This is a genomic window from Adlercreutzia muris (assembly GCF_008831045.1).
GTDB classification, from domain to species: Bacteria; Actinomycetota; Coriobacteriia; order Coriobacteriales; family Eggerthellaceae; genus Adlercreutzia; species Adlercreutzia muris.
In genome coordinates this window covers 1-1,329 of the sequence record NZ_WAJS01000078.1, presented here as the reverse complement: position 1 = coordinate 1,329, position 1,329 = coordinate 1, and the positions used below count along the sequence as shown (strand labels likewise).

Genomic DNA, 1,329 nt, shown 5'->3' with positions numbered 1-1,329 from the left:
GGGATATAGGAACAAAAGTGTGTAAGGAAGCCTAATCGACCCCGTAGGGATAAGGGGTCTCATGATGGAACTCGGACCATACCAGTCCTTCTCCCCATCTTGCAGGTTCGCCGGTTTCATCGCCTTTGGCTTTGGCGGCTTGCATCCGCCATGCGCGAACCTTGTCGTCGTCGGGGAACGATCTCAGCATCTCCGCGAAGCCCTTGGGGTATTCCGACTCCATATAGCAAAACCAGAATATCGCCTTGATCCTGTGGTCTATATTCATGCCGCGGTGGTTCACAAGCATCCGCCTTATCCGGCCGTTCAGGTTCTCGATCTTGTTGGACATGGAGGGAACCGGTCCGTCTTCAAGGAGCTCTTCGTCCAGGTAGGTGAACAGCGTCCCGGCATTGCAGAGGGCCACAAGGCCCTTTCTGGCCTTCCTCAGCCTCTCATGCCTGTAGTGCTTCTTATCGTCGCCCCGCTCCTTCAAGAACGCTTCGTAGTCGCTGCACCACCTATGGAACGAGGCCAGCCATTCCGCCGATTCCTGAAGCGATCCTATATGCATGAGGTCCTTTGCCAGTGCGTAGAGATCCACTCCCGCCTGGGTCTTGGGACGCGTGGTGGTGCAGCGCCTCACCTGGCAAAACGCATGGAAGGTGCATCTTTGGACCTTCGTGTGCGGCCACGCGGCCCGTCTTGCCTTCTCGATGCCGCCTCCCCCGTCGCAGACGAGAACATCGGGAGGGGCGATGCGCCGCATGAGACAGCCCCAATCCCTCGAGTTCTCGCTTCTGGCGAGATGGCAGCCGATGACGTAATCGTCGGTACAGGCGATGAGGATGACGCATTTTCTGGAGAGCCAGATACCGTCCATGTAGACGACGTGGTGGACCTCATCGCAAATGGGGATGATCGGCCATATCTTCCAGAAGTCGGAGGTCTTCTTGCGGAACAGCCTGGGGTTCATTCGAAGCTCGGACTGGGCGAGCTTGCCGAGGAGCCATCCCGCGAAACGACCCAGCCACTTGGCCCTTGAATCGATCTTGCGCACGGCCGAGGATCCGCACGCGCCGCATCTCCATCTTTGGGTGCCGGCCGAGGTCTTTCCGTTCTTCCTCATCGGGGCGCCGCAGACCCCGCAACGCGGGCTTGCCATCCGAACCTCCCGTCCCAGGCAACTTTTTCTCTGAGAAAGGTTGCCTGAACGGGCATGTCAAGAGGGATCACTACACACTTTTGTGCCTATAAGAGAGTTGGACGGAGACAACTCGGAGCCTCAAGAATCGAAGATTCAACTGGGGAAACCTAGGAAAATCTTACACACTTTTGTTCCTATATCCC

At 57.3% G+C, this 1,329-nt stretch carries 1 protein-coding gene; it reads right to left on the bottom strand.

Annotated features, from left to right (window positions below):
- Window positions 1-31: 31 nt before the first annotated feature.
- Window positions 32-1,144: an IS1249 family transposase gene (locus F8D48_RS11435; protein WP_135970355.1), complete on the bottom strand. Its 1,113-nt coding sequence runs from the start codon at window positions 1,142-1,144 to the stop codon at window positions 32-34.
- Between the last annotated feature and the right edge of the window lie 185 nt (window positions 1,145-1,329).